Origin of the sequence: Allobosea sp. (assembly GCF_017308075.1) — a bacterium.
Classification (GTDB): domain Bacteria; phylum Pseudomonadota; class Alphaproteobacteria; order Rhizobiales; family Beijerinckiaceae; genus Allobosea.
The window spans coordinates 255,734-281,471 of the sequence record NZ_JAFKFX010000024.1; the positions used below are offsets into that span (position 1 = coordinate 255,734).

The 25,738-nt window shown below is 65.6% G+C and carries 26 protein-coding genes and 1 tRNA gene; 15 read left to right on the forward strand and 12 right to left on the reverse strand.

Annotation, left to right across the window (positions count from 1 at the left end):
- From lpdA to J0J10_RS04535, 8 genes are all read right to left on the reverse strand, one after another.
- Nucleotides 1–1,440 (reverse strand): dihydrolipoyl dehydrogenase, encoded by a 1,440-nt coding sequence (lpdA, locus tag J0J10_RS04500; protein WP_291645455.1) that lies wholly within the window; start codon nt 1,438–1,440, stop codon nt 1–3.
- 74 nt (nt 1,441–1,514) lie between these two features.
- Entirely contained in the window at nt 1,515–2,207 is a 693-nt protein-coding gene (locus J0J10_RS04505; RefSeq protein WP_291641826.1) for an SGNH/GDSL hydrolase family protein, read from the reverse strand.
- 7 nt (nt 2,208–2,214) lie between these two features.
- The gene (locus J0J10_RS04510) at nt 2,215–3,579 is read right to left on the reverse strand and encodes a pyruvate dehydrogenase complex dihydrolipoamide acetyltransferase (protein WP_291645456.1); all 1,365 of its coding nucleotides are present in this window, start codon (nt 3,577–3,579) and stop codon (nt 2,215–2,217) included.
- Nucleotides 3,570–3,932 carry a hypothetical protein gene (locus tag J0J10_RS04515; protein WP_291642359.1) on the reverse strand — a complete coding sequence of 121 codons (363 nt, stop codon included), beginning with the start codon at nt 3,930–3,932 and terminating at the stop codon, nt 3,570–3,572. Before J0J10_RS04515 ends, J0J10_RS04510 begins: the two co-directional genes overlap by 10 nt.
- 24 nt (nt 3,933–3,956) lie before the next feature.
- The gene (locus tag J0J10_RS04520) at nt 3,957–5,360 is read right to left on the reverse strand and encodes a pyruvate dehydrogenase complex E1 component subunit beta (protein WP_291645457.1); all 1,404 of its coding nucleotides are present in this window, start codon (nt 5,358–5,360) and stop codon (nt 3,957–3,959) included.
- A 65-nt stretch (nt 5,361–5,425) separates the two neighbouring features.
- The gene (gene pdhA / locus J0J10_RS04525; RefSeq protein WP_291642356.1) at nt 5,426–6,517 is read right to left on the reverse strand and encodes a pyruvate dehydrogenase (acetyl-transferring) E1 component subunit alpha; all 1,092 of its coding nucleotides are present in this window, start codon (nt 6,515–6,517) and stop codon (nt 5,426–5,428) included.
- 174 nt (nt 6,518–6,691) lie between these two features.
- On the reverse strand, nt 6,692–7,003 hold the full coding sequence (locus J0J10_RS04530) for a septum formation initiator family protein (RefSeq protein WP_291642354.1): 312 nt from the start codon (nt 7,001–7,003) through the stop codon (nt 6,692–6,694).
- A gap of 34 nt (nt 7,004–7,037) precedes the next feature.
- Nucleotides 7,038–8,117: a hypothetical protein gene (locus J0J10_RS04535; protein ID WP_291645458.1), complete on the reverse strand. Its 1,080-nt coding sequence runs from the start codon at nt 8,115–8,117 to the stop codon at nt 7,038–7,040.
- Nucleotides 8,118–8,311: 194 nt separating this feature from the next.
- Here J0J10_RS04535 and J0J10_RS04540 point away from each other — a divergent pair.
- The 11 genes from J0J10_RS04540 (at nt 8,312) to J0J10_RS04590 (ending at nt 18,373) form a co-directional block, all read left to right on the forward strand.
- Nucleotides 8,312–8,386 (forward strand) — tRNA-Lys (locus J0J10_RS04540).
- Nucleotides 8,387–9,067: 681 nt separating this feature from the next.
- The gene (locus tag J0J10_RS04545; RefSeq protein ID WP_291645459.1) at nt 9,068–9,967 is read left to right on the forward strand and encodes a LysR family transcriptional regulator; all 900 of its coding nucleotides are present in this window, start codon (nt 9,068–9,070) and stop codon (nt 9,965–9,967) included.
- 239 nt (nt 9,968–10,206) lie between these two features.
- Nucleotides 10,207–11,466: an NAD(P)/FAD-dependent oxidoreductase gene (locus J0J10_RS04550; RefSeq protein WP_291645460.1), complete on the forward strand. Its 1,260-nt coding sequence runs from the start codon at nt 10,207–10,209 to the stop codon at nt 11,464–11,466.
- A 25-nt stretch (nt 11,467–11,491) separates the two neighbouring features.
- The gene (locus tag J0J10_RS04555; protein WP_291645461.1) at nt 11,492–12,964 is read left to right on the forward strand and encodes a hypothetical protein; all 1,473 of its coding nucleotides are present in this window, start codon (nt 11,492–11,494) and stop codon (nt 12,962–12,964) included.
- A 24-nt stretch (nt 12,965–12,988) separates the two neighbouring features.
- Nucleotides 12,989–13,351: a RidA family protein gene (locus J0J10_RS04560; protein WP_291645462.1), complete on the forward strand. Its 363-nt coding sequence runs from the start codon at nt 12,989–12,991 to the stop codon at nt 13,349–13,351.
- Between the two features lie 124 nt (nt 13,352–13,475).
- Nucleotides 13,476–14,159 (forward strand): amino acid ABC transporter permease, encoded by a 684-nt coding sequence (locus tag J0J10_RS04565; RefSeq protein WP_291638366.1) that lies wholly within the window; start codon nt 13,476–13,478, stop codon nt 14,157–14,159.
- A complete protein-coding gene (locus tag J0J10_RS04570; RefSeq protein ID WP_291645463.1) occupies nt 14,156–14,887 on the forward strand; it encodes an amino acid ABC transporter permease in 732 nt (243 codons plus the stop codon). The genes J0J10_RS04565 and J0J10_RS04570 overlap by 4 nt, the downstream gene beginning before the upstream one ends.
- Nucleotides 14,884–15,603: an amino acid ABC transporter ATP-binding protein gene (locus J0J10_RS04575; RefSeq protein WP_291645464.1), complete on the forward strand. Its 720-nt coding sequence runs from the start codon at nt 14,884–14,886 to the stop codon at nt 15,601–15,603. The genes J0J10_RS04570 and J0J10_RS04575 overlap by 4 nt, the downstream gene beginning before the upstream one ends.
- Nucleotides 15,604–15,628: 25 nt before the next feature.
- Complete coding sequence (locus J0J10_RS04580; RefSeq protein ID WP_291645465.1) at nt 15,629–16,453, forward strand: transporter substrate-binding domain-containing protein; 825 nt, start codon at nt 15,629–15,631, stop codon at nt 16,451–16,453.
- A gap of 714 nt (nt 16,454–17,167) precedes the next feature.
- Complete coding sequence (locus tag J0J10_RS04585; RefSeq protein ID WP_291645466.1) at nt 17,168–18,106, forward strand: hypothetical protein; 939 nt, start codon at nt 17,168–17,170, stop codon at nt 18,104–18,106.
- Nucleotides 18,107–18,223: 117 nt separating this feature from the next.
- Nucleotides 18,224–18,373: a hypothetical protein gene (locus J0J10_RS04590; protein WP_291638361.1), complete on the forward strand. Its 150-nt coding sequence runs from the start codon at nt 18,224–18,226 to the stop codon at nt 18,371–18,373.
- 307 nt (nt 18,374–18,680) lie between these two features.
- On the opposite strand, the gene J0J10_RS04595 is transcribed toward J0J10_RS04590, so the two are convergent.
- Together J0J10_RS04595 and J0J10_RS04600 are read right to left on the reverse strand one after the other, a co-directional pair.
- Entirely contained in the window at nt 18,681–18,941 is a 261-nt protein-coding gene (locus J0J10_RS04595; RefSeq protein ID WP_291645467.1) for a hypothetical protein, read from the reverse strand.
- A gap of 264 nt (nt 18,942–19,205) precedes the next feature.
- Nucleotides 19,206–19,445 carry a YdcH family protein gene (locus tag J0J10_RS04600; protein ID WP_291645468.1) on the reverse strand — a complete coding sequence of 80 codons (240 nt, stop codon included), beginning with the start codon at nt 19,443–19,445 and terminating at the stop codon, nt 19,206–19,208.
- Nucleotides 19,446–20,205: 760 nt separating this feature from the next.
- Between J0J10_RS04600 and J0J10_RS04605 the strand changes: the two genes are divergently transcribed.
- Complete coding sequence (locus J0J10_RS04605; RefSeq protein ID WP_291645469.1) at nt 20,206–20,904, forward strand: hypothetical protein; 699 nt, start codon at nt 20,206–20,208, stop codon at nt 20,902–20,904.
- Between the two features lie 45 nt (nt 20,905–20,949).
- Here J0J10_RS04605 and J0J10_RS04610 read toward each other — a convergent pair whose 3' ends face one another.
- Nucleotides 20,950–21,222, reverse strand: coding sequence for a hypothetical protein (locus J0J10_RS04610; RefSeq protein ID WP_291645470.1), 273 nt, complete (start codon nt 21,220–21,222; stop codon nt 20,950–20,952).
- Nucleotides 21,223–21,418: 196 nt separating this feature from the next.
- Between J0J10_RS04610 and J0J10_RS04615 the strand changes: the two genes are divergently transcribed.
- Entirely contained in the window at nt 21,419–21,961 is a 543-nt protein-coding gene (locus J0J10_RS04615; protein WP_291645471.1) for a PRC-barrel domain-containing protein, read from the forward strand.
- A gap of 94 nt (nt 21,962–22,055) precedes the next feature.
- Here J0J10_RS04615 and J0J10_RS04620 read toward each other — a convergent pair whose 3' ends face one another.
- The gene (locus J0J10_RS04620) at nt 22,056–23,573 is read right to left on the reverse strand and encodes an NAD(P)H-hydrate dehydratase (protein ID WP_291645472.1); all 1,518 of its coding nucleotides are present in this window, start codon (nt 23,571–23,573) and stop codon (nt 22,056–22,058) included.
- 280 nt (nt 23,574–23,853) lie between these two features.
- Between J0J10_RS04620 and J0J10_RS04625 the strand changes: the two genes are divergently transcribed.
- Nucleotides 23,854–24,192 (forward strand): P-II family nitrogen regulator, encoded by a 339-nt coding sequence (locus tag J0J10_RS04625; RefSeq protein WP_066469077.1) that lies wholly within the window; start codon nt 23,854–23,856, stop codon nt 24,190–24,192.
- Between the two features lie 95 nt (nt 24,193–24,287).
- Complete coding sequence (gene glnA, locus J0J10_RS04630; RefSeq protein WP_291638355.1) at nt 24,288–25,697, forward strand: type I glutamate--ammonia ligase; 1,410 nt, start codon at nt 24,288–24,290, stop codon at nt 25,695–25,697.
- Nucleotides 25,698–25,738: the final 41 nt, after the last annotated feature.

The window sequence follows — 25,738 nt, forward strand, 5'->3', positions numbered from 1 at the left end:
TCAGGCGTTGAGCACCTTGCCATAGGCGTCGAGCACGGCCTCCTTCATCGTCTCCGACAGGGTCGGATGCGGGAAGATGGTGTGCATCAGCTCTTCCTCGGTGGTCTCGAGGTTCATCGCGACGACGAAGCCCTGGATCAGTTCGGTGACCTCGGGCCCGACCATATGAGCGCCGAGCAGCTTGCCGGTCTTGGCGTCGAAGATCGTCTTGACCATGCCCGAGTCCTCGCCGAGCGCCACCGCTTTGCCGTTGGCGACGAAGTTGAAGCGGCCGACCTTGAGCTGGTGCCCGGCTTCCTTCGCCTTGGCCTCGGTCAGGCCGACGCTGGCGATCTGCGGGTGGCAATAGGTGCAGCCCGGGATCATCGTCTTGTCCATCGGGTGCGGATGCAGGCCCTTGATCGCTTCGACGCAGATCACCGCCTCATGCTCCGCCTTGTGCGCCAACATCGGCGGGCCGGCGACGTCGCCGATCGCATAGACGCCCTTCACATTGGTCCGGCAGAGCCCGTCGATCGCGATCACGCCGCGATCGAGCTTCACGCCGAGCGCTTCCAGCCCGAGATTCTCGACATTGGCGACGACGCCGACGGCCGAGATCATCCGCTCGGCGGTGATCGTCTGCTTATTGCCCTTGTCGTCCTCGATATGGGCGGTGACGGAGTTCGCCCCCTTCTCGACCTTGGTGACCTTGGTCGAGGTCAGGATCTTCATGCCCTGCTTCTCGAAGGCTTTCCGCGCGAAGGCGCCGATCTCGGCATCCTCGACCGGGACGACCTGCGGCATCACCTCGACGACCGTCACCTCGGCGCCGAGCGTGCGATAGAACGAAGCGAACTCGATGCCGATCGCGCCCGAGCCCATCACGACCAGCGATTTTGGCATGGTCGGCGGCACCAGCGCCTCGAAATAGGTCCAGATCAGCTTGCCGTCCGGCTCCAGCCCCGGCAGCACGCGCGGCCGGGCGCCGGTCGCGACGATGATGTGGTCGGCGGTGTAGGTGCCCTCGCCCTTGGCGTTCTTCGGCGGCGGCACCTGCGGCTGCATCGCCGGCTTCTTGGTCGGCGCGACCACGATGGTGTTGGCCTTGGTGAGCTTGGCCTCGCCCCAGATCACGTCGACCTTGTTCTTCTTCATCAGGAACTGGACGCCGTTGTTCATCCGGGCGGCGATGCCGCGCGAACGCTTCACCACGGCTTCGAGATCGGCCTTGAACGTGCCTTCCAGCGTCAGCCCGTAATCCTTGGCGTGCTGGCCGTAATGCAGGATCTCGGCCGAGCGCAGCAGCGCCTTGGTCGGGATGCAGCCCCAGTTCGAGCAGATGCCGGCGAGATGCTCGCGCTCGACGATCGCCGTCTTGAAGCCGAGCTGCGCCGCGCGGATCGCCGCGATGTAGCCGCCCGGGCCGGAGCCGATGATGATGATGTCGTAGTCAGCCATGGAAGGCACCTCGGCTCTGTCCTCCCATTTTCGGGAGGCGTTGACGTTGCGGGGCAAGGCCCCGGTAATTCCCTTTACGGACCGGTGATCCGCAGCGCCGGCCCACGCGCCGGCAGCGGCAGGCCGAGCAGCCCGTCGACGACCGGCGCAAGCGCCTGTCCGATGGCGCGGGTGTTGTCGGCGTCAAGATGGATGCCGTCTTCGCCGGTCACGCTCGCGACCACCGCCGCGTCGAAGAAATGAGCACCGATCTCATCGGCGATGCGCCGATAATATTTCGCCAGCAGCGCCATCTTCTCCGGAGCGCCCTCCATGAAGAAGTTGGCTTCATGCTCGGGATCGTCGGGCATACGCACCACCGGCGGCGAGACGATCAGCACCTCCGGCACCGGCATGCCGGGCTCGACCGGCGGGCGCTGCGCCACCTGGGCCAGCATCCGCATCGAGCGGGCCACGTCATAGGGCGCCAGCGAATGCTGGCGCTGGCAGTCATTGGTGCCGAGCATCAGGATGACGAGATCGAGCGGCGCATGGCACTCGATGAACAGCGGCAGCAGCGAGATGCCCGAGCGATAGGGCCGCAGCGGGTCTTCCAATGCGATCCGCCGCCCGTTCAGCCCCTCCTCGATCACCGTGGCGTAGCCGCCGAGCGCCTTCTCCAGCACGCGCGGCCAGCGCACATCGTCGCCATGCCGCTCCGGCCGGTTGGCGATGCGCCCCCAGGTCAGGGAGTCGCCGAAGGCGAGGATGCGCGCCTGACGGGTCATGGCTACCTCACACCAGCATCGCCATCGGCTTCTCGATATAGCCCTTGAAGGCCTGGAGCAGCTCGGCGCCGAGCGCGCCGTCGACGGCGCGGTGATCGGTCGAGAGCGTCACCGACATGATCGTCGCGACCGCGAGCTGGCCGCCCTTGACCACGGCGCGCTGTTCGCCGGCGCCGACCGCCAGGATCGTCGCATGCGGCGGGTTCACCACCGCGGCGAAGTCCTTGACGCCGAACATGCCGAGATTGGAGACCGCCGTCGTGCCGCCCTGATACTCCTCCGGCTTCAGCTTGCGTGCCTTGGCCCGTGCCGCCATGTCCTTCATCTCGTTGGAGATCTGGGAGAGCGTCTTGTGGCAGGCGTCTCGGATGATCGGCGTGATCAGACCGCCCGGGATCGAAACCGCGACGCCGACATCGGTATGCTTGTGCTTGAGCATCGTGCCTTCGGTCCAGGAGACGTTGGCGTCCGGCACCGCCTTGAGCGCCAGCGCCAGGGCCTTGATCACCATATCGTTGACCGAGAGCTTATAGGCCGGCTTGCCGTCCTTCTCCGGCGCCGCCGCATTGAGCTCGGCCCGCAGCTTCAGGAGCGCGTCGAGCTCGCAGTCGAGGGTCACGTAGAAATGCGGGATGGTCTGCTTGGCCTCGGTCAGGCGGCGCGCGATCGTCTTGCGCATGCCGTCATGCGGGATCTCCTCATAGGAGCCCGGCGCGAACAGCTTCTTGACCTGATCGTCCGACGGACCGGCCGCGAGCGGCGCGGAAGCGGGCTTCGCTGCGGCAGGCGCAGCGGCGGCTGCGGCCGGGGCGGCCTTAGCCCCGCCTTGCTTGGCGGCTTCGATATCCTTCTCGACGATGCGGCCATGCGGGCCGGAGCCCTGGACCTTGCCGAGATCGATCCCTGCTTCCTTGGCGAGGCGGCGCGCCAGCGGCGAGGCGAAGGCCCGCTCGCCTGAGGCCGCTGCCTGGGCCTGAGCGGCAGGCGCCGCAGCCGGAGCGGGGGCAGCCGCAGCTGCGGCCGGAGCGGACACTGCCGGAGCCGGCGTGGCCGCCTTGGCCTCGGCCTTCGGAGCCGGCTCGGCCTTGGCCGGAGCGGCGCTCGGCGCCGAGACGCTCTTGGCATCCTCGCCCTCGCCGGCGATCACGCCGATGACCTCGTTCACCGCGACATCCGCGGTGCCTTCCGGCACGACGATCTTCGCCAGCACGCCCTCGTCGACCGCCTCGACCTCCATGGTCGCCTTGTCGGTCTCGATCTCGGCGATGATGTCGCCGGCCTTGATCTTGTCGCCCTCCTTCTTGAGCCACTTGGCGAGGTTGCCCTTCTCCATGGTCGGAGACAGCGCGGGCATCAGGATGTTCACGGGCATGGCTGGAGGCTCGCTTTTTCCAATGCGATGAGCAGCATACGGCGGACGGTGCCCATGCCGAAGCTGAGGGAGACGAGAACGAAGGCGATATAGTCGAGACGTTCGAGCGCGGTGCCGGCGAGTGTCCGTCCCCCTATCAGCTCGGGCGCGAAGGCCTGAACCGATTCAGGGATGAGTGTCAGGACGCCGGCCGCCGCCAGCACGAAAGAAATAAGGTCGACGCGATGCAGGCTGAGCCTCGCCAGAGCGAGATCACGGGCAACCAGCGGGCGTGGCGCCAGCCGGCGCTTGGGCTGGACATAGGCATAGGCCGCCAGCCCCCCGAGCAAAGCGAGGGCGACCGAAGCGATCATGGCTCCGATCGTCAGCTGCACGCGTCAGGCCCTGTAGCAGACGGCCTTGGCCGCCGCGACGACCTCGCCGACATTCGGAAGCGCGAGCTTCTCGAGATTGGCGGCGTAGGGCATCGGCACATCCTTGCCGGTGACACGGGCGACCGGCGCATCGAGATAGTCGAAGGCCGCCTCCATGATCTTCATGCCGATCTCGGCGGTGACGCCGGATTGCGGGAAGCCCTCCTCGACCGCGACGCAGCGATTGGTCTTCTGCACCGAGGCGATGACCGTCTCGATGTCCATCGGCCGGATGGTGCGGAGGTCGATAACCTCGGCCTCGATGCCTTCCTTGGCCAAGGCCTCGGCGGCGCCGAGCGCATAGGTCATGCCGATGCCGAAGGAGACGATGGTCACGTCCGTCCCCGGGCGCACCACCTTGGCCTTGCCGATCGGCACCAGGAAGTCGTCGCCCTTCGGCACCTCGAAGGAGCGCCCGTAGAGAATCTCGTTCTCGAGGAAGATGATCGGGTTGGGATCGCGGATCGCGCTCTTCAGCAGGCCCTTCGCATCCGAGGCGCTGTAGGGCATCACCACCTTGAGCCCCGGCACGTTCGAATACCAGGCGGCATAGTCATGGCTGTGCTGGGCGGCGACGCGGGCGGCCGCGCCGTTCGGGCCGCGGAAGACGATCGGGCAACCCATCTGGCCGCCGGACATGTAGAGCGTCTTGGCGGCCGAGTTGATGATCTGGTCGATCGCCTGCATGGCGAAGTTGAAGGTCATGAACTCGACGATCGGCTTCAGCCCCGTCAGGGCGGCGCCGACGCCGATGCCGGCGAAGCCATGCTCGGTGATCGGCGTGTCGATCACGCGGCGCGCGCCGAACTCCTGCAGCAGCCCCTGCGTGACCTTGTAGGCGCCCTGGTACTCGGCGACTTCCTCGCCCATGACGAAGACGTCGGCGTCACGGCGCATTTCCTCGGCCATGGCATCGCGCAGGGCCTCGCGCACCGTCATCGTGACGATTTCGGCGCCGGCCGGGAATTCCGACGCGGCGTCATAGGCCTTCGCCTGAGCCGGAACGCTCGGCGCCGCGGCCGGAGCAGCGGGCGCTTCGGCCGGCGCTACCGGTGCGGGAGCCTCCGCCGCCTGCGGCGCGGGGGGCGCCTTCGCGGCGCCGCTCGCTGCGGCGTTCACGTCCTCGCCGTCGGCGGCGATCACGCCGATCGGCGTATTCACCGCGACGTTCTCAGTGCCGTCGGCGACCAGGATCTTGGCAAGGACGCCCTCATCGACCGCCTCGACCTCCATGGTCGCCTTGTCGGTCTCGATCTCGGCGATGATGTCACCGGCCTTGACCCTGTCGCCCTCGGCCTTCAGCCATTTTGCGAGCTTGCCCTGCTCCATGGTCGGCGACAGCGCAGGCATGAGAATGTCGATCGGCATGAACGCACCTGGATTTCTGGAAAGCCCGTTGGGCTGAAAAATGCGATTTGGGAGCGCAGCGCCGGTCAGGCCTGCGCCGGCTCCAGCAGAATGTCGGTGAAGAGCTCCGAGACGTCCGGCTCGGGATCATGCGTCGCGAACTCGGCCGCGTCGTTGACGATCTCGCGCACCTTGGCGTCGATCGCCTTGAACTCATCCTCGCCGACCTTGTGCTCACGCGTCAGGCGGCCGCGCACCTGCTCGATCGGATCGTGCTCCTCGCGCATGCGCTGGACTTCGTCCTTGGAGCGGTACTTCGCCGGGTCGGACATCGAATGGCCGCGATAGCGGTAGGTCTGCATTTCGAGGATGTAGGGCCCCTTTCCGGAGCGGGCATGATCGATGGCGCGCTGGCCGGCGGCGCGCACCGCCCGGACGTCCATACCGTCGACCTGCTCGCCGGGAATGCCGAAGGAGACACCGCGGCGCGAGAAATCGGTCTGGGCCGAAGCACGATTGACCGAGGTGCCCATGGCGTAGCGGTTGTTCTCGATCACGAAGACGACCGGCAGCTTCCAGAGCTGCGCCATGTTGAAGCTCTCGTAGACCTGGCCCTGATTGGCGGCGCCGTCGCCGAAATAGGCCATCGATACTCGCCCGTCCTGCCGGTACCAGTTGGCGAAGCCGAGACCGGCGCCGAGCGAGACCTGGGCGCCGACGATGCCGTGGCCGCCATAGAAGTTCTTCTCGCGGCTGAACATGTGCATCGAGCCGCCCTTGCCGCGCGAATAGCCGCCGCGCCGGCCGGTCAGCTCCGCCATCACACCGCGCGATTCCATGCCGCAGGCCAGCATATGGCCGTGGTCGCGATAGCCGGTGATGATCTGGTCACCCTCTTTCGAGGCCATCTGCATGCCGATCACCACGGCTTCCTGGCCGATATAGAGATGGCAGAAGCCGCCGATCAGGCCCATGCCGTACATCTGGCCGGCCTTCTCCTCGAAGCGGCGGATCAGCAGCATCTCGCGATAGGCGTGCAGCTCTTCTTCCTTGTCGAAGACAGGGATGTTGGAGATCGCCTTGCTCTCGCTTTTGCCCCGCGTGGCGGTCTTCGCCGGGGTCTTTCCGGCCACCTTGGCAGAATCGCCTGCCTTCGTCTTACGCGCGGCAATGGCCATAAGCAGTCCTCCGAAGCTCAACTGCTTCGGTTGTAGAGGAACGCAAAAGCCTTGGCGAGATGGACATCTCGCACTGCAACATGAGCTAGTGTGTTGATATATTTTGAGTATCGACGATTAACTTGATATCGGTTAATCGATCTTTTTGCGACTATCGCTACCCTCTGAGCCGGCTCAACGCCCCATCACCACGACATCGTTACGGTGGATGCGGCCGAGCACAGCGCGCCCACGCTCCTCCAGAAGATCGCGATCGACGGCTTGGTCGCGCATCAGGCTGAGGCGCTTTTCCCAGCCTTGCCTCTCGGCCGTCAGGGCGGCGATCTCGACCTCCATCTCGCCGAGCTTCTCGCGCAGGCCGCCGAGCGCCTCGAGGCCGCGCGCGCCATGCTGGGCGTGGAACAGGAAATAGCCGACGACCGCGCCCGACACGAGGTAGAGCGCCAGAGCGATCAGGATGGAGCGGACGCCGCGACGAATGACCATGGCGTGACGCTAGAACGGCTTGGTTTATGGCGCGTTAACGAATGGGCGCCGACACCCGCAAGGCCGGATCCTCCGGCGCAGGCTCACCCTTGCCGAGTGCGATCAGATCGGCCTCGATCCGGCGGGCGATCGGCAGTCGGTAATGTGCCGGATCCCAGTAATTGGCATCCTCGCGGGTCAGGGGCGAGACATGGGCGTAGTCGGCGACGACCGCCCCGTGCCGGGCCGCGATCGCGCCGATCTGCGCCTTGCAGGCGAGTTCCCGCTGATGGGCGGCAGTGCCCTCGCGAGGCAATGCGCCGCCATGGATCGGAGGCAGGACAAGGATGCGCCTGGTCTGCGACGGAAAGACCGCCAGGGCCTGATCGAGCCAGGCCAGCGCCGGAAAACGCCATGTCGCCCGCTGTTCCGGCGTGACCGCCTCGGGCGGCGTCAGCGGCGCAATCTCGGGCGCCTTGCCCTGGCTGCCGCGGTAGAGGTGGAAGCGGGCGCGGTCGAGATCATAGCTCGCCTCCGGCGGCGTGAAGACCTCGTAGCCGTCGCCGCGGATCCGCGGCGGTACCAGGCCGAAACGATTCCCGGCGAGCCTGACGGCGATCTCGAGCGTGGTGAAATTGAGCTGCTTTGCCCAGTCGTTCCAGCCGCTGTCGTCATAGAGCCAGGGCGGAAACGGCCGCGGTGTCAGCTTGCGCGCCTCGCTCGTCGCATCGGCCTCGCACCAGGGCAGGTCGATGCCCCAGATCACGAGCTTGGGCGCCGCGGTCTTGCGCGCGAACAGTGCGGCGATCTGCACCTGCTCCCATGGGGTCGCCGCGTTCATGCCGAGATTGACGAACCGTGCCTGCAGGCCCTGCGACAGAATCGCCGGGTCGAGCAGCCGGATGGTCGAGGTTCCGATGATCGCGGAATCGAAGGCGCCGGACCGCACCAGCTGCGGGTACATGAAGCGCTGATTGAGATCCATCAGCGGGCGCGGCGACTCGCCTGCCTCGACTCGCACGCCATAAGGATCGAGCAGGGCGACGAAGCCGAAAAGCGCGCCGGAAACTCCGAGCGCAGCCAGCGAAAACGCCTTGATCCAGCCCGTCCAGCGGCGGCTATCGCGATTTTCCATAACTTCAGGCGCTCCGGGCGCATCTCGTCCGCAAGGGCCGCGGGGACGCGGTTGCGGCCGGAAAATGCGTGGACTGGGACGTCTGGAACATGCGCGATGGCGACCTCGAAAATCTCTGCGGCGCTTCTGCCATGAGGAAAGCCTGCGAACAATGTTGACCGGAAAGCCGTCGCTCCCTATTCAGCGCCCGGTGAGGGCGGGTAGCTCAGTGGTAGAGCACGTGACTTTTAATCATGTGGTCGAGGGTTCGATCCCCTCCCCGCTCACCACGGCCCAGGTCGTTTATTATCAAAGCTTGGGTCGTTCGAGAGGTCTCCAGAGCCCTCCTGCCGAGGCTGAGAAGCCGGCTCCTGCCCTGAACAGGCCGGGAACATACAGCCTCTGCCTGCGCCGCGCCTGTACGAAACTTGTACAAAGCCCCCCGCATTTGTTCGCCGATGGCCAGATTCGCCCCGCAGGAATCCGGGGCTAATACGGGCTCCAGTCGGCTTTGATCTCCGCGACGCGATAATCGCAATCAGCTTCAAGCAGCCATATCGGCGAGAGCATTTTCTAGGCAGCTCCGAAAGCTCGCAGACGCGACCGGCTGGCCGAAGGGTCTGTGGAATATGGACCGTCGGGCGGGAGCCATATCCGAATCTTTCGGAGCCGGCGCGGATCCAGCCGATGTGCTGAAGGCTGCGGCCCGCACGCAGATCAGCACGACAATGGGCTACGATCATAAAGGCACTGTGCAGTCGATCAGAGTTGCCGGCCTATGGAGTCGGCTCCTCGAGCGACACGTCGAGTGAGACAAGGGGTCAGGTCTTGGGCTTTCCGCGCTCGCTAAAGCCGCCGGCAAGCTGGAAGAACGCGGCAAGCGCGCAGCGTGCAGAACTGTTCTTGACGGATCGGGGGAAGATACGCCCTACCAATGAGGATTTTCGACTGATGCCGAAAAGGAACGGCGCATGATCTCGCACAAGCAGATGGAGGCGATCTACTGGGTCAACAAGCTCGGGACGTTCCATGCCGCAGCCCGCCATCTGAACATCTCGCAATCGACCGCCTCGAAGCGTGTCCAGGAATGCGAGACGATCCTCGGACGCGAGATCTTCGACCGTACCACGCGGCATGTCGAACTCACGCCCACCGGCCGCAGCATCATCGGCCTCGTCGATCAGAGCCTTCATCTTCAGGACGAGATCCGGCAGCTGGCGCGGAGCCCCGATCAGTTCGCCGGGCGCTTCAAGTTCGGAGCTACCGAGATGATCGCGGTGAGCTGGCTGCCCAAGCTGGTTTCGGCGATCAAGGAAGCCTATCCGAAGGTGGTCCTCGAGCCGGTGATCGACGACGCCTGGACCTTGTTCAGCGGTCTGCGGGACCGAAGCCTCGACCTTGTCTTGACCCCGCGCCTTCGCGGGGAGCTCGACCTCCCCTATGTCCCGCTCGGCGACGTCGCGACGTCATGGATGTGCAGCCATTCCCTCTATGCTGGACCCGACATGCTGCCGATCGAGCGGATCGTCGAGTTTCCGGTGCTGATCCAGTCGGAGAAGTCGTCGATCTACGATCTGCTGGCGGCCTGGTTCAACGAGCACAACGTTTCGATCAACCGCACGATCATCTGCAATCACACCTCAGCCGTGGCCGAGCTCGCCAAGGCGGGCTTCGGCATGGCCTGCCTGCCGACGAATTATTTCCTGCCGCAGGTCGCCAGCGGCGCGCTCAGGATCATCTGGACCACGCCGCCTCCGCCTTCGCTGCGCTTCGTCGCCGCCTATCGCAACGACCGGATGGCGCCAATCTGCGCGCGCATCGCCGAGATGGCGCGGCAACAGCATGATTTTGCGCCCCCTGCGGAAGGCTAATTGATTACTTTAATGCATCAGTCAGGCGTCAAAAATATCGCTTTTTTAGGAGAGTGCATCACGGTCTAATCCTCGGGCAAGCTGGCCTGGAGGATCGTCTTGAGCCCATTCGAAGGACGCCGATGCAGCGTGGGGATGCCGGGCCGGGCCCCGTCCGGCTGGCCACCGCGTATCCGATTGGGCTGGATTCGCCGGCCGTCTCGCGACGGCGGTAGAGCGCTCCGCACCGAGGACCGGCCATGACGCATCGCGGCACGATTGCGGTGCTGGGGGCCGGGGCGATCGGCGTGTCGGTGGCGCTCTATCTCCAGCGTGACGGCCGTGACGTCGTCCTGATCGACCAGGACGAACCCGGAAGCGGATGTTCCTATGGCAATGCGGGGCTGATCCAATGCGCCAGCGTCGTGCCGGTCGCGACCCCCGGCATCGTCGGCGCAGTGCCGCGCATGCTGCTCGACAAGAACCAGCCATTGCATATCCGCTGGCGCCATCTCGGCTCGCTGGCGCCCTATCTGCTGCGCTTCCTGCGGGAGGCGCAGCCTGCACGGGTCGAGGCGAATGCCCGCGCGCTCTCCAGCCTGGTTCCGCGCGCCTATGAGGACTACCGCCCCCTGATCGAAGCCGCCGGCATCCAGTCGATGGTGCGGCCGAGCGGCGAGCTCCACGTCTTCGAAACCGACGCGACCTTCGAGAACGCCAAGGCTGCGAACTTCGCCATCAGACGGGCCCATGGCGTACGGGTCGACGAACTCGATGCGGACGCAGTCCGGCAAATGGAGCCTGGCCTCGCGCGCAGCGTCCGGCACGGTCTGTTCCTGCCGGACTGCTACCAGACCGTGAATCCGCAGCGCTTCGTCGCCGCGCTCGCGCGAAACTTCACTGATAATGGCGGCCACTTCATCAAGGCGAAAGTCACCGATATCGCCCTGCACCCGGGCGGCCCGGTCGCGATCACGACGGAGGGCGGGGAAATCGTCTCCGAGATGGTCGTCCTCGCCTTCGGCGCCTTCTCGAAGCCCTGGGCGAGAAAGCTCGGCATCGCGGTGCAGCTCGATTCCGAGCGCGGCTATCATGTCATGTTGCCGGAGCCGGGCGTTGCGCTGAACCGGACCGTCGTGTCGGGCGAGTACAAGTTCGCGCTGTCGCCGATTGACGGCAAGGTCCGGATCGTCGGCTCCTCCGAGCTGGCCCGGGTCGGCGCGCCTCCGAATTACGAGCGCGCGATGCGCTTGCTGCCGCTCGCGAGGCATTTGCTGCCGGGGTTGAACGAGGCCGGGCACAGCCTGTGGATGGGGCACCGGCCGTCGACGCCGGACAGCCTGCCCCTGCTCGGTCCCGTGCCAGCCAATCCGAACATCATCTTCGCCTTCGGCCACAACCATTCCGGCCTCACGCTCGGTGGCACCACCGGAAAGCTGATCGCCGACCTCCTGGCGAAGCGCATCCAGCCGAGCGACCTTTCCCCCTTCAGCCCGACCCGCTTTGCGCGGGCGGCCTAGACCTGTGCCGCGGAACGAGACAGCCATGTCGGTATTTCAGAAGCTCGGAATCGAACCGGTCGTGAACTGCGGCGCGTCGCGCTCGTTCTACGGCAGCAGCATCATGAGCGACCCGGTGCGCGAGGCTATCGACAGCGCCTCGCGCGACTATGTCCTGATGTCGGAGCTAGGCGACGCCGTCGGCCGCCGTCTCTCCGAACTCACCGGCGCCGAATGGGGAGTCGTCTCGGCCGGGTCGGCCGGTGGTCTGGCCCTCGGCACGGCAGCCTGCATCGCCGCCAATGACCCGCTGCGGATGCTGCGGCTGCCGCAACCCTTCCATAACGAGGAGCGGGTGGTGCTGACGCCGAAGGGCCAGCGCTTCGCCTATGATCAGAGCGTGCGCCTCGCCGGCGCGCGCATCATCGAAGTTTCGGATGTGGCGGAACTCGCCGAGGCGTTGGGAAGGCGCCATGTCGTCATGATCCTGCTCTTCGGCGAGCGCGACGCCAGTTCCTCCCTGAAATTCGACGAGATTTTACCGCTGGCCCGAAAGGCCGGAGTGCCGATCCTCGTCGACGCCGCGTCGGAGCCGCTCGCCTGCCCGGAACACTGGACGTCGCGCGGGGCCGATCTGGCCGTCTACAGCATCGGCAAGCTGATCCGCGGCCCTGCTGCGGCCGGCCTGCTGCTCGGGCGCAAGCCGCTCGTGCAGGCGGCATGGTTCAACGGCCCGCCCCATCAGAGCTTCGGCCGCGCGATGAAGATCGCCAAGGAAGAGATGGTAGGCGCGGTCGCGGCGGTGGAGCAGTGGTTCGCACGCGACCTCGAGGCCGAGCGCCGGCAATGGCGGCTGCGCGTCCAGACGCTGCGCGATCGGCTCGCAGCGATCCCCGGGCTCAAGCTCGACATTTCCGCGCTGGCCGGCGGCATTCCGCGGCTGAAGATCGACTGGAGCGAAGCGCAGCCGAACCTGACCTTCCGCGAGCTGCGACGCGAGCTGCTCGAACGGCGCCCGCGCATCCTGATCGACGATTACGGCGGCAGCGAGCACTCGACCATGATCAGCCCGTTCGCCCTGGGCGACGAGCAGATCGATCTGGTCGGCGACGCGCTGCAGGTTGCGCTGACGGCAGCACGGCAGCCGGCGGCCGCCCCGCCGCCGATCGAGGTCGAGATCTCCGGCCAATGGACCGTCACGCTGGACTTCGCCGTCCGGCCCGCCGTCCATCAGCTGAGGCTGCGGCGCGAAGGTGGCAGGCTGGAGGGCCAGCACCTCACGCCCTTCGGCGAGGTCGCGGCCAGCGGCGTCATGACCGAGAACGGCTTCGAGCTTCAGGCCTTCCACATGGTCGAGGGCAATACGGTGAGCTTCCGTTTCGTCGCCGAGAACTGTGCGAGCGATGCGATGTCAGGCTTCGTCGAACTCGGTGCAGCGGCGAGCCATACCAAGGGACCGACGACCTTCGGCCAGTTCGGTCGGATCGCCTTCTCTGCGGTGCCTGCTACCGAAACCTAGCGCATCCAACCGAGCGGAGCTCCCATGGAACCGACCTATCTCAACCCCAAGGGCCTCAAGCATCGGTCCGACACGGTCGTCTTCAACGGCGTCGCCTATGTTTCCGGCGTGGTTCCGGCCGACAACAGCGTGACGATCGCCGATCAGACCCGGCAGGCGCTGACGCAGATCGACGAGCGGCTCGCGGCGGCCGGCACCGACAAGAGCCGGCTGCTCTCGGCGACCATCTGGATGCACGACGTCAATCGCGACGTCGCCGCATTCAACGAGGCGTGGAACAGCTGGCTCGTCGCCAGGTGCGAGCCGGCCCGCGCCTGCGTCCAGGCTACGCTGCAGGGCGGCGCCCAGCTCGAGATCTCCATCATCGCCGCGATGCCGTCGCGATGATCTTCCGCAAGCCCCGAAGGCCGGAGAAGGGCTGCCGGCCGGCGGCCTGGAGCCGTCGGGCCACCGCCGCGCGGCCCTGGTTCTGTCCCCTCCGGCGCGATGCGAAAGCGACGAGGCCCTCGCGATGAGCGGCTTTGCGACCATCCTGTCCTCGCCCTATCTGGAGCAGTTCGCCAGCGGCCTCGTGCTCACCCTGCTGATGACGGTCGCCTTCGTGCTGATCGGCGGGCTGTGGGGAATCGTTCTCACTATGCTGCGGGCAGTGCCGGGCCTCGATCCCGTCATCGCCTTCTACATTTCCTGCCACCGCAACGTGCCGCTGCTCGTCCAGCTGATGTTCTGGTATTTCGGCGCGCCGGAGCTGCTGCCCTCGGCCATCGTCGACTGGGTCAACCAACGCTCGAGCGAAGTCTATTTCGCGGTCTGGGCGATCAGCCTGGCGTTCGGCGCCTATGTCTCGGAGGATTTGCGGAGCGGCATTCGCGCCTTGCCGCCGGTTCAGTACGAGGCGGCGCGCGCCGTCGGGTTGAGCTACATCCAGGCGATGCGGCTGGTGATCATCCCGCAGGCCGCACGCATCTCGCTGCCGGCACTGACGAACCAGTTCCTGCTCTATTTCAAGGCGACGAGCATCGCCTCGGCGATCGGCGCCGCCGAGCTCACCCACGCCGCCTACTCCATCAACAACGCCACCTATCTTACCTACCAGACCTTCGCGGTCGCCACCGCACTCTATCTGGCGATCTCGCTGCTGATCATGTCGGGCAGCGAATGGCTGCGCCGCCGCGAGGGGGTGCCTGCGCGATGATCGAGATCATCCAGAAATACTGGCTGCTGCTCCTGATCGGGCAATATCCGCACGGTCCGCTCGGCGGCCTCGCTATGACGCTGATCATCGCGTTGACGGTGCTGGTGATCTCGATGCCGCTGGCGATCGCGATCGCACTCGCCCGCACGAGCGGCATCGCCTGGCTCGGCCGGCCGCTGGCGCTGCTGGTCTCACTGGTGCGCGGCCTGCCGTTCCTGATGTTCGTCTTCTGGGTCTATTTCGGCGTTCCCGCGCTGTTCGGCATTTCCCTCGGCGGCACGACGACGATGATCGTCGCCCTGACGATCTATGAGGCGGCCTATATCTCGGAGATCGTCCGCGCGGGCATCGAGGCGATTCCGAAGGGCCAGATCGAGGCCGCGCACGCGCTGGGGGTGCGCTATGGGGTGCGCACGCTGCGGATCGTGTTGCCGCAGGCGCTGTTCAACATGCTGCCGAGCCTGATCACGCAGTTTGCGTCGATCGTGAAGGAAACCTCGATCGGCTACATCATCAGCGCCCAGGAACTGACCTTCGCCGCGACACAGGCGAACAATCTCGAGATCACCAAGCCGGCCGCGGTCTTCGGCGTTCTGGCGGCGGGTTACTACATCCTGTGCGGCGGCATCGCGGGAATCGCGAAGATGCTCGAACGACGGATCCTGCAGCAGCGCCAGCGGGCGGCGGCTGCGGAGTTCGTACCGCTCGCCGCGGCGGTGCGAACATGATCCGCTTCTCCGAGGTCTCGAAATTCTATGGCGCCTTGCCCGCCCTGCGCGGGGTCAGCGGCGAGGTCGGCGCTGGCGAGGTTACGGTCGTCTGCGGCCCGTCGGGATCGGGCAAGTCTACTCTGATCCGCACGGTCAACCGGCTCGAGCCGATCAATAGCGGCCAGATCCTCATCGGCGGCCGCGACATTCATGAGCGCGGCTGGTCCGTCAATGCGCTGAGGAGCGGGGTCGGCTTCGTCTTTCAGTCTTTCGGGCTCTTTCAGCACCTGAACGCTCTGGACAATGTCACACTCGCCCTGCGGCATGTCCGCGGCCTGCCGCGCAAGGAGGCTGAGGCCCTCGGCCTGGCGCAGCTCGAACGCCTCGGCCTGGCCGAAAGGGCCCGACAAATGCCGAGCGCACTCTCCGGCGGGCAGCAGCAGCGCGTCGCGATCGCGCGCGCGCTGGTGATGAAACCCGCCGTCCTGCTGCTCGACGAGCCCACATCGGCGCTGGATCCGGAAATGGTCGGCGAGGTCCTGCGTGCGATCGAGGCGCTCGCGGCGGATGGGCTGACCATGATGTGCGTGACCCATGAAATGGGCTTCGCGCAGCGCGTCGCCGACCGGATCTGGTTCATGGAAAGGGGGGAACTCAAGGCGGACGCGACGACTGAACAGTTTTTCAAGGGAGAGGCAGGTGCTCGCGCTCGCGAGTTCCTCAAGCAAATCTGACAAGTGCAATAACGGGGAATGTACAATGACCAGGATACCCAGGAATATCGCGGCCATCGGCTTGTTCTTTCTGGCGGCTACCGCTCCGGCCGCGGCCGACCAACTGGCCGACATCCAGGCGAAGGGCGAGATCGTCTGCGGGACCATCGGCACGGTTCCCCCGTTCAGTTTCCAGGATCCGGCAACCAGAACGACCTTCGGCTATGATGCCGATATCTGTCAGCTCATTGCCAAGGCGTTGGGCGTCCAGCCGAAACTGGCGCTGGTCGCGGGTGCGGCGCGCATCCCCGAGCTCAACCAGCGCCGGCTCGACGTGATCACCGGAACGCTCGGCTGGACGCCGGAACGCGCCAAGCAGGTCGACTACAGCTATGCCTATTTCAATTCGAACCAGATGATCGGCGTATTGGCCAAGACCGGGCTCCGCTCCATGAAGGAGCTCGACGGCAAGCGCGTCTCCGCCCAGACCGCCTCGACCTCGGAAGCGGTCGCCAAGCAGAAGCTGCCGACGACCGAGGTGATATCCTTCCAGGATGTTCCGCAGGCATTGCTTGCCCTCAATCAGGGCAAGGTCTCCGGGCTCGTCTTGTCGGAGCTGATGCTGCGCGACTTCGCGGTGACCAGCAAGGACACCAACACCGCGCTGACGGTCCTCGACGACTCCACCTTGATGATCGAGAAGGTCGGCGTCGGCGTGCGCAAGGGCGAGGACAAGCTCCTCGCCAAGATCAACGAGACTTTGGTCGCGGCCGACAAGAACGGTGAGATCGATCGAATTTACGACAAATGGTTTGGCAAGAGCTCGAAATTCAACATGCCACGCAGCTTCAAGGTCGAGTTGATCCAGTAGCCCATCCGTGGCCGGGGGAGCGCGGCTCCGCGCTCCCTACCGGACGCCGTACAATAGAATCGCACAGGCGGGACAGCTCAGAGCGACGTCGCCCGCCAAGGGACAGCTCACCCCCTTCTTGCCAAGGCGAGCCTCAGGCGAATCCAGTAGCAATTCCTTTTCGCCAAGTGCGCGCTACCCATTTGGGGAAGGCGTCATGCCTTGCAATGTGCACTTCTGCGCCCGACCGAGGCATTGCCGCCGACGGCTTTCTCCCGCGGAGAGGAGTTGGCCATGCGCTCTCTAGCCGTACTTGTTCTTATACCCTTGACGTTCTCGGCCGGGCCTGCAGCGGCCAGGCAGGGCGGCAGAGGTGACGACGAGAGTGCCCGCGAGACTTGTCGTGAAGAAGCCCGGCGAGCCATACAGAAGTCCCGAACGTCTCGACAGGGTATAGAGCAGATCAGGGAACTGCGTCGCGAATACGTGCGCAGTTGCATGCAGAAGGGGCGATGAGGCGCCGATCGCCGGACGGCCTCAATAGCGCTTCAGCCCGGTCCACACCCTGATCATCGCAATGTGATCCACCCAGTTCCTGTCAGCGTTCATCGCCGAGCCATTCGCGATAGATTTAGACGACGCTTGCGCCAAACCGCGAGCCACCCTCATGATCGCCGCGAAGATCGATGCCTGAAATCGTCGATCGACTTATCCTGCTGCATCGGATGTCTGTCGATGACTGATCTTAAAGGCCAACATATCTCCGCCATCGCCCTGGGATTTCTACTCCTCGCCTCGACGGCAAAATCGGCAAACGCCCAGATCCGAATTGACAAGGACCAGACCGGCCGGATCGTCGCGATGGCGAACCTCTCCACGGCCAGCGGCTGTTCCAGAGCCAGCGGCCGCGGCCGGGTGGTCGACCATCATTTCGAAAACGGCCAGATGAAGGGCGTGACCTTCAAGGACGCGAAGTATGGCGAGCGCTATCTCAACCTGCCCTTGCTCGCCATGATCAGCCCCGCATCGGCACGGGCACGTGTCGCCGAAGGCTTCGCAACGCTGCTGGTCAAAGGACAGGACCTGAAGGTCGTGACACTGGGTTGCGGCGCCGCCGGCCGGATCGAGAAACTCGCCTCCGTGGAACTGGTCGGCCCGCCAGTGCGCTCAGGCTCTGGCGCCGCCGCGGCGAACAGCCTCGCCCGCCCGCCGATGGTGGCCGCAGCCCCACTCTCCGACACAGGCGTCAGGTCGCAGGACGGCGACGACAGCGTGCTGCGGGCACAGGACGGGCAGGCGGTAGCTGCGGCGACCTCCTCAGGTCCTCAAGCCGCACCGGCGACCATTACCGGCGAACTCACCTACCCTGGTGAATGGCTGCCGAAGGACCTCAAAGTCTGCGCGGATGAGGTCGTTTCGAAGAAGAGAACCTGCACCAACCGCCAGCAAAAGCGCGGTAAATCCATCCGCTATGAGCTGAAGGTGCCCGCTGGAACCTATCTCGTATTTGCCGAGAGCCGAAGCCAGCCGCAGGGTTCTCCTGCCTATTACTCCGAGTTCGTCATCTGCGGGTACGATAATAGCTGCCCGTCCCATAGGCCGATCCCTGTCACCGTATCTCCCGGCGAGCGTCGGGCCAAAGTCGACCCTGGCGATTGGTACGCCAACAACTAAGCAGTAGGCGGAGCCGGCGTTCGTCGAGGGCCGGCGCCTCGTAGCACCGCGGCTCGGCTCTGAAGAGCAACCTCCATTTGACGGACTAACCCGTTTGCGCCGTTGCGGAACTGCCGCATGGCAGACACCTTGAAGGCTATGGATGACGACGACATTTCATATCGCCTTCCAGAGATCATCGAGGCGATCCAGCGCCGGGTCCGAATTGCCGGTTACTTCACGCTCGCCATCATCGGCGCCTTCATCGTCTGGCGCATCTCGCACTGACGACGGCCCAGGCCATTTCTCGATGAGCCGCACCCCGCCCTGGCCGGCGGGTTTTTCTTTGCCGCCTCGGGACGGCTTTTCTCTGCCTGGAGCGATCTGATGAGGAAGGCTGGCGCTCGGCCAACTCGCATGCTTTGCACGAAAGCCAGCATTGCTCAAACTACCGCGCATCGATCCGGCGCGGCCCGGCGATCAGCAAGGCGACCGGCCACGATCAATGCGCTGCCAAGGCTCGTCTGTCCGTCGACCTCCGCAAGGACGAAGCCGGGAGGCTGGTCCGAGCGGAAAAACAGAGTTTTCGCGATTTCTATGCCGCGCCCGGTTCGGCAAGCGCTTCGATCTTCTCGATGACGAAATCGAAGGTCTTGGTTTCCTCCATCAGCGCCATGTTGAGGTCGCCGCTCTTCAGCGCCGATAGCAGCTCTCCCTTGAAGCCGGTCGCCGCGTCGGCGCCCTCATGTGTGGCGATGTGCTTCATCGCAAAATCGATGCACAGATAGAGCGTATTCAGAACGATCTTTATCTGCTCCATGTCGGTTCCGTCGGTGCTCACGCCGTCATCTGACATGTCGTGCCTCCAGGTTCTGATCGGCCTAGGCGCGCGATCCAATCGCGGCGCACACCGAACCTAACCCGGCATCGCCAGAGCTGTTCCCGCTGGCGGCCGACGATCGCCATTTCGAACATCGGCCCCAGCCCGGCGCAGGCATCGCGCCGGGTCATCACGCCAGCGCGCGCGAGCGCGTTGGCCATGTGCCCCTGCCCGCCACATCCATCCTCGAAGACGGCGGGATCGTGCTCCGAGTTCGCCGCTCGAGGAATGGCCGTCGGCTCAGTTACCGGACAATGCCTGGCTGATGGCGTCCTTGATCCGCAGACGCTCCTTGCGCAACTCGGTTTCGGTGAGCTGATCCACGGGAGCGATGTTCGTCTCGGCCAGATGGACCTGATCGTTGACCTCGTCATAGCGGGCCAGCAGACGCGCGAAATCGGGATCCGCGACCTTCAGCTTGCTGATCGTCTCTCCCGCTCCCGGGAATTCATCGGCGAGAGTATGCGGTGTATTGGACATAGCTGCATCCTAAGTGGAGGAATCTTCCGCAGTCGATGCTACGGGCTCGAGACAGCGCCGGACTTGATTCAACGCAATCGTCCGCGATCGGCGGTTGCGAGCCCGTCGGAGAGTGGCGATCGCTCGCCATCTCGGCAGCGGCACCGCCTGCCCTCGCCCGGTCGCCCCTCAGCATCGTTGCGCTTGCGGACAGGCACTGTTTCACCCCCCATTTGGGGGGCGTTCTCTCGCAGAAAAATCGGCAAACTCCCGGAAAAATGGGAGGCTGGCGTGCTGGAGTGCGAGTACGAGTGCGAGCGGTGCTTTCAGGCGCAGATCGTCGCCGCAATGCCGCATTGGCTGACGGCGCTGGTGAACATCGCCGGCGCTGCGACCCTGCTTCTCATCTGTCGACTATAGGCTCTGGCCGAGAATCTGCTTCGTTGATGACCGAATACCGGCCACCGCTGAACCTGCGCGCATGACGGCCGCGAGCTTCGGCGAGGGATTATGCCGAGATCATCCACTGCACTCGCCCTTGACGGAAGCAGCGAAAGCCATCCGGCGGTTGATCAGCGCATGCCTCGCCATCAGGGCGGATTTCAAGAATAATTGCGGGGTTTGATATCCGCGCAGGTCAGGCCCCTCGAAACCGCGGAAAGAGAAAGCTCCAATCATGCACGCAACTCGGCTCGGCGGCCTCCTCGCCGCATCGCTTTTGATCGCCGCGTCGCTCCTCCACCCCTCATTCGCGCAGACCCCATCACAGCCGGATCCTGCCTTGAATGACAAGGCGATCGCCATGCTGCGAAGCACCTCCGACGTGGCCCGGCAGCGGCAGGCCTTTGCCATGCTCGAGGAGGCGGAGAAGGCGGGAGATCTGCGAGCCCGCGCCAATCTCGGTCTCGGCTCTCTGCTGGGCGTCGGAACGCCGCGTGATCCAATGCTGGGCGGCCGGCTGCTGCGGTCCGCCGCCGAAGCCGGCGATCCCTTCGCCGCCCTCGCAGTCGCCACGACGCTGGCCGGCGGCAATGGCAGTCTCTTCCTGCATGACAGCGCCGCCGCCTGCCGCATGCTCGAGGCCCTGTTCCAGGGCCCGGCCGCCCCCGAAGCGCAATATCGCTATTTCGAGCTCTGCAGCAGCGATCCCAATCTGCAGCAGAGCTTCGCACTGCTCGAGCAAGCCTGCCACGCCTCGGCGCAGCGCCGGCACCGGGTGGCGCTCTATGCCTGCGGAGACCCGAAATCGGGGTCGATCAACAGCCTGAAGAAGTACAAGGCCGCCATCGACCGCGCGATCGGGCTGAAGCCCTGGCAACAGGGCTCGGCCTATGAGGCCTCCTACATGCCGCTGTTCTTCTCGGACCGCGACGAATTCCTCGTCTACACGATCCGTCTGCTCGACCATAACGGCCCGGCCTGGAAATTCGACGTTCAGAAATATCTCGAAGAGCGCGGAATCGTGCTGGCAAACTGGTAGCGGGCGAAGGCCGGCTCGGATGAATCGGCCAAGGCTGGAGCCGCTTCAGCCCAGACGCCTGACGACTACGCCTTGTCGCGGCTCCGTCCATGGCCGCCCCTTCGCCGGCGCACCGGCATAGGGCGCGGTGGCCGGGCCGAAGGACATCGGCACCTGCACCCGCCCTTCGAGTTCCCAGCAACGCAAGCGCTGAAAATCCGCCTCGCTGGCGGCCTCGGAGCAGGCCATGAGTTGTGAGCGCGGCCAGAAGGCCCCGGCCGGCGCGGCCACGGCGCTCGCGACGATTGCGAGCGCGACGACGGCAAAGCTCCTCTGCATTCCGGCAGCCTTTCGCAACACTGTCAGGGCTCGTCCCTGCCCCTCCCAGCAGACAGCAGCAATCCCTAGCGAAGCCTGAACTCAGCTCGATCCTGGCCGTCTGCGAAGGCTTCCGTTCAAGAAGGCGTGAACAAAACCCTGCTTCGGGGGTTGTTCGGGCATCCCGCTTGATGCGGAAGCCGATAGGAGGAACACGATGTACAAGCGTCACGTTGCACTGACGGCGATTGGCGGCGTCATGCTTGCCGCGGCGGCCGTCGCCCAGACGACCGCGCCGAATACCCCACCGAGCCCGCAGCCTGCCGCGCCTGCCACGACAGCGCCGGCAGCCCCGGCCCCTGCAACGGCCAAGGTCCCCGAGAACAACCTCGCGGGCCAGGGCAAATGGCGGGCTTCGAAGCTGATGGGCGTCGACATCTACGGCCCCGACAACAAGAAGGTCGGCGATGTCACCGAGGTCGTCTTCGACAAGACCGGCAAGATCGAGCTCGTCACCGTCGGCGTCGGCGGCTTCCTGGGCATCGGCTCCAAGGATGTCGCGATTCCCTTCGATCAGGTCACCTGGAGCGACCAGCCCATGGCCGCCTCGGCCCCGGCTCCGTCCGGCAGTGCCGGTGGTGCCATGAGTCAGCCGGCGCCCACGCCGCGCGCTCCGGAAATGTATCCGGACCACGGCAAGATCAACATGAGCAAGGAGCAGCTCACCAGCGCTCCGGCTGTGACCTACGCCGCCCGCTGAGGTCTTCCCTGAAGGCCTGATAGCCTGACAACGAGCCCGCTCCCGGGAAGGGGGCGGGCTCTACCTTGCCAGCGGCCCTCGCCCGAACGCCGGTTCAGCCGGCAACCAGCCGCAGCGCGCCGGGCAATGCCTCGGGCAGGTCGTCGGCTATCAGGCCGAAGCCCAGCGCCTCGCCGGCCTTGCCATGCAGCCAGACGGCGGCGCAGGCCGCTTCGAAGCCGGGCATGCCCTGCGCCAGCAATCCCGCAATAACCCCGCCCAGCACATCGCCCGAGCCGGCCGTCGCCAGCGCCGGCGAGCCCGTAGCATTGATGGCGGCGCGCCCGTCCGGCGCCGCGATCACGCTGTCCGGCCCCTTCAGCACGACCACCGCTCCGGTCGCGGCCGCCGCGGCCCGCGCGCGGAAGAGCCGGGAGCGCTCAGGAGAAAAGGCGCCCTGCCTACCGAACACGCGCTCGAACTCACCCTCATGCGGCGTCAGCACCGTCGAGGCGCTGCGCCGGCCGAGGCGCTCCGCCAGCAGGGCTGGGCTGCCGGCCAGAAGCGTCAGTGCGTCGGCATCGAGCACCAGAGGCGCGGCGGAGCCAAGGGCCGCCATCACGATGCTCTCCGCCATCGCGTCCAGGCCGAGCGCCGGGCCGGCGAGCAGCGCCGCCACCTTCCGTTTCGCGAGCAACACCTCGAAGGCGGCGCTGTCCGTGGCAGCAACCTGCATCAGCGCGTCGGGACCGCGCCCGGCATGCGCCGCGAGTGCCTCCGGCCGGCAGATGATCGTCGCCAGCCCGGCGCCGATGCGCAGCGCCGCCCGGGCCCCCAGGCGCGGCGCCCCGACCCCGGCGAGCCCGCCGGCGGCGACCGCGACCGCGCCGCGGCGGAATTTGTGGGTCCCGGCCTCGTGCCGGGGAAGCCAGGCCTGCCAGAGCAGCGGCTCGTTGCTGAAGGTCTTGGGCTCCGATTTGCCGGGACCGAACACCATCTCGGCGGCGATCCCGATATCGGCGAGGGTGACGACGCCGCAGAGCGCCTTGCCCGGGTAGAGCAGATGTCCCGGCTTGAGCCGGAAGAAGGTGACGGTTTCACCGGCCCTGATCGCCGGGCCACCCACCATGCCGCTGTCGCCGGAGACGCCGCTCGGCACATCGACGGCGACGACCGGGCGGCCGCTGGCGTTCACTCGCTCGACCAGCGCGGCGATGGAGCCTTCGAGCGGCCGGTTGAGCCCTGCCCCGAACAGGGCGTCGACGATAATGTCGTGATCTTCCGGCCGAGCCTGCGCAATGGCCAGGACCGGCGCCCGCCAGCCCGAGGCCGCCTCGCCGGCATCCCCCGTGAGCAGTTCGCGCTCGCCCGCCAGCGCAAGCGTGACGGCAAAGCCGCGCGCTTCGAGCAACCTCGCCGCGACGAAGCCGTCTCCACCGTTCTTGCCGGGGCCGCACAGCACCAGCACGCGCTCCCCTGGCCGGCCGCGCCGCGAGACCGCATCGGCCACGGCCCGCCCGGCGCGCTCCATCAGGGCGGAGCCGGCAATGCCGCTGGCGATCGCAGCCTCGTCGGCGGCCGTCATCTCGGCAACGTCGAGCAAGGCGAGTGAATCCGGCGCGGCTAGGATCATGTGTCGATCATCTAGGAAGGGCGCCCGCCCGGCAACAAGGAGCCGCCGGCGGTCATTGTCCAATCATTTGGCATATGCACAAATTTTAGCCGGTTTTCTGCCGCGGGAACGAGCGCTTTTGCGGGGATGCCGACATGGCGAGCGGGCCGCGCCGATGCTATGAGCAAGACAGGCGGGGCCAAGCTGCCCCGGCACGGTCGATACTGGGCCGTCGCCGGGGCGAGAACCGGGCCTGGGACTGCGAATTCGGTAATCTTACGCCACGGAGGCTGGTCGGCGCATGAAGAAGATCGAGGCGATCATTAAACCCTTCAAGCTCGACGAGGTGAAGGAAGCGCTCCAGGAAGTCGGCCTGCAGGGCATCACCGTCCTCGAAGCCAAGGGCTTCGGCCGCCAGAAGGGGCATACCGAGCTCTATCGGGGCGCCGAATACGTCGTCGACTTCCTGCCCAAGGTGAAGATCGAGATCGTGCTCGCCGACGACATGGTCGAGCGCGCCATCGAGGCCATCAAGAAGGCGGCCCAGACCGGCCGCATCGGCGATGGCAAGATATTTGTATCGTCCATCGAGGGGGCGATCCGCATCCGCACCGGCGAGTCCGGCGCGGACGCGATCTGAAGGAATTTTTCCGGAACCCGGCAGGCGTGCACCGGCGGCAGGAAAGCCGCGGACGACGCCGGTCGTGAGAAATGCAGTCGAGAGGAATGTCGAAAATGAAGAACGCCAAGGATGTGCTGAAGGCCATCAAGGACAATGACGTCAAATACGTCGACTTCCGCTTTACCGACCCGCGCGGCAAGTGGCAGCACGTCACCTTCGACATCTCCATGATCGACGAGGAGATCTTCGCCGAGGGCACGATGTTCGACGGCTCCTCGATCGCCGGCTGGAAGGCGATCAACGAGTCCGACATGCTCCTGATGCCCGACCCGACCACGGCTTGCATCGACCCGTTCTTCTCGGCCTCGACCATGGTCATTACCTGCGACGTGCTCGAGCCGGCGACCGGCGAGCCCTATGGCCGCGACCCGCGCGGCATGGCCAAGAAGGCCGAGGCGTATCTGAAGTCGACCGGGATCGGCGACACCATCTATGTCGGTCCCGAGGCCGAGTTCTTCGTCTTCGACGACGTCAAGATCGCTGCCGACCCCTACAACACCGGTTTCAAGCTGGACAATGTCGAGCTGCCGATCAACGGCATGACCGACTACGAGGGCGGCAATCTCGGCCACCGCATCGCCACCAAGGGCGGCTACTTCCCGGTTCCGCCGCAGGACTCGGCGCAGGACATGCGCGGCGAGATGCTCGCCGCCATGGCGGCGATGGGCGCCAAGGTCGAGAAGCACCACCACGAGGTCGCCTCGGCCCAGCATGAGCTCGGCCTGAAGTTCGACACGCTGACCCACATGGCCGACACCATGCAGGTCTATAAGTACGCGATCCACAACGTCGCCCAGAGCTACGGCAAGACCGCGACCTTCATGCCGAAGCCCGTCTATGGCGACAACGGCTCGGGCATGCATGTGCACCAGTCGATCTGGAAGAATGGCAAGCCGCTCTTCGCCGGCAACAAATATGCCGACCTGTCGCAGGAGTGCCTCTGGTATATCGGCGGCATCATCAAGCACGCCAAGGCCCTGAACGCCTTCACCAACCCGTCGACCAACTCCTACAAGCGCCTGGTCCCGGGCTATGAGGCTCCGGTGCTGCTCGCCTATTCGGCCCGCAACCGCTCGGCTTCCTGCCGTATTCCGTGGACGACCTCGCCGAAGGCCAAGCGCGTCGAAGTCCGCTTCCCGGACCCGATGGCGAACCCCTATCTCGCCTTCGCCGCGCTCACCATGGCCGGCCTCGACGGCATCATGAACAAGATCGACCCCGGCCCGGCGATGGACAAGGATCTCTACGACCTGCCGCCGCGCGAGCTGAAGAAGATCCCGACCGTCTGCGGCTCGCTGCGCGAGGCGCTCGACGCCCTGAAGAAGGACAACGCCTTCCTCAAGGCCGGCGGCGTCTTCACCGACGACTTCATCGAGAGCTATATCGAGCTCAAGATGCAGGATGTGGCGCGCTACGAGATGACGCCGCACCCGGTCGAGTTCGCGATGTACTACTCCTACTGAGCCCAGGGCTCGGTAGCTTTCCGTCGGCTGCGGCCAGTTCG